This is a genomic window from Streptomyces sp. KLMMK, assembly GCF_036961605.1.
Taxonomy (GTDB): domain Bacteria; phylum Actinomycetota; class Actinomycetes; order Streptomycetales; family Streptomycetaceae; genus Streptomyces; species Streptomyces telluris.
This window is the reverse complement of record NZ_JBAMDC010000623.1, coordinates 1-2,427: the sequence shown is the minus strand read 5'-3', so window position 1 is coordinate 2,427 and position 2,427 is coordinate 1. Positions and strand designations below refer to the sequence as shown.

General features: G+C 73.9%; 2 protein-coding genes. Both read right to left on the bottom strand.

Translation table 11 applies throughout. The annotated features are described in order from the left end of the window. A partial coding sequence (locus V7793_RS36410; protein WP_336013956.1) for an aspartate aminotransferase family protein occupies window positions 1-1,694 on the bottom strand: 1,694 nt, incomplete at its 3' end. 413 nt (window positions 1,695-2,107) lie between these two features. Then, the coding region (locus V7793_RS36405) for a hypothetical protein (protein ID WP_336013955.1) at window positions 2,108-2,427 on the bottom strand (320 nt) is incomplete at its 5' end.

Here is a 2,427-nt window from a genome sequence, read left to right as displayed (position 1 = left end):
CTGGAGGCCTGCTCCTGGACGGGCCCGCCCAGCCTCTCAAGGCCGGGGACCTGCCCCGTGGCGGGCCGGCCCGTCTCATGCGGGCCGGAAACCCGCTCCCGGCCGGGCTCGCCCGCCGCCTGCAGGCCGGAAACCTGCCCCTCGCCGGGCCCACTCGGCCCCAGCGGACCGGAAGCCCCTTCTTTCTTAAGCCCGTCCGGCGACTGAGGACCGGGGTCCGGGGCGGAGCCCCGGGGCGGCGACGCCGGCTCCGGGGCCTTCGCAGCTACGGTGACCAGGTCCGCCAAGAACGCGCCCGCAGGCGCCTTCGGCGCCTTCGGCGCCGCAACGCGGGTGCCCGGGAAGAACCCCGCCCCCCGAAGCTCCCGCAGGGACCCCTTCACCGCGTCCGCGATGAATTCCAGATCGCCGTCGGAGTGCGCTGTGGAGAGGAAGAAGTTCCGCCACTCCCACACGTGCACGCCGCGCAGCATCATGTGCTGGTACAGGAGCTCCATGTCCGCGCGGTGGTCGAAGCGGAACTGCGAGCCGAAGTGGCTCATCCGCAGCGGGAACTCCTCCGCCTCGAAGAAGGCGTTGAGCCCCGCGGCCAGCTCGCCGGTGCGGGCGTTGAGCCGCTCCTGCAACAGCGGGCTGTGCTCCTTGAGGTGCGTGAGGACGGCCCGCGCGGCGACCATCGACACGGGGTGCTGGATGTACGTGCCGCCGAAGAACGTGGTGTCCGCGGGCGGGTAGCTGTTGTCGCCGTAGGACCAGTAGCCGCCGTCGACGCCGTCCATGATGTCGGTGCGGCCGGCGATGGCCCCGATGGGGAAGCCGCCGCCGAGCAGCTTGCCGTAGGTGGCGAGGTCGGGCGTGACGCCGTACAGCTCCTGGGCGCCGCGCAGCGCCGGGCGGAAGCCGGTCAGCATCTCGTCGAACATGAGGACGATGCCGAGGCGGGCGGTCAGCTCGCGCAGCTTCCGTACGAACTCGACGGGCTGCAGCTCGGGGTGCCGGCTCTGCACGGGCTCGATGATGACGACGGCGATGTCGCCGGCCTGCTGCGCGATGGCCTCCAGGGAGGCGTCGCTGCCGTACTCCAGGACGATCAGGTCCGAGACGGCGCTGTCCGGGATGCCCCGGGAGACGGGCACGGTGACCCGGGCCTCCGGACCGCCCGAGGAGCGGCCGAGGACGGTGTCGGCGTGGCCGTGGTACGCCCCGAGGAAGGTGACGATCTTGTTGCGGCCGGTGGCGGAGCGGGCGAGGCGGATGGCCGCGGAGTTCGCCTCCGTACCGGAGTTGGCGAACGCCACGCGCTCCATGCCCGTCATCCCGGCCAGCAGCTCGGCCGCTTCGCCGGTCTCGACGTTGCGGGGGCCGAGCTGGATGCCGCGGGTGAGGTGCTCGCGCACCGCCTCGCTGACGAAGGCCGGCTCGTGCCCGAAGAGGAGCACGCCGAAGCCCATGGTGATGTCGACGTACTCGTTGCCGTCGACGTCCTGCAGGCGGGAGCCGCTCGCCCGGCGGCCCGCGATGGGGTAGAGCATCTCCTTCGTACCGCTGCGGAAGCCCACGACGGCGCGGCTGTCGGCGAGGACCCGGCGGTAGCGCTGGGCGATCTGCTTGGAGGTCGGCGTCTTGGCGGTGTAGCGGCGCACGAGGTCGTCGAGGTGGTCCTGCTGGGACCGCGGGGCGCCGCCCTGGACCATGCCGGAGGCGCGCGAGACGGTCACCCGGGGGCCGTGGACGCGCCGCGGCGCGGCGGCCTGCTCCACGGGCGGCGCGGCGCTCGGGGCAGCCTCACCCGAGGCTGCTGCCTCACCCGGGGCCGCCGACCCGCCATCGGCCGCCGGTTCGGCCGGAACCGCGGCCGTCAGTGCCCCCGTACCCGCCGGCGTACCCGTGACAGGGATTGTCCCCGGCAGCGCCGGATTCCCCTCGTCCGCCGGCGGTGCCGCGACAGGCGGCCTGTCCGTGCCCGCCGGTTTCTCCGTACCCGGCGCTTTCCCGTCCGGAGGACTCCCCACCGGCCCGCCGCCGATCTGCTCGGCGATGCGCCGCGAGAGCTCGGTCATGGCGGCGAGGTCCTGTTCGAGGGCCGCGGAGGCGGCGTCCAGGCCGGTCACCGGGCCACCGTGCCGTTGAGGCGGACGGTCGCGGCGGCGGTCTGCAGCGACAGCAGCTGGGAGAGCTGGGACATCATCTGCAGCTGTATCTGTGATATCTGCTGCAGCTTGTGGGCGAGGTCCTCCAGCTCCCGGCGCGTGGCGTACTCGGGGGCGGCGGCGGACGGGGCCACGGGCTCGGACGCGGGGGCAGCAGGAACGGCGGGTGCCGCGGGAACGGCCGGAGCCGCAGGAGCAACAGGAGTAACAGGGGCCGCGGGAACGGCGGGTGCGGGCGCGGCGGGCCACTGCGCGGCGGCGGGCTGCGGTGCGGCCG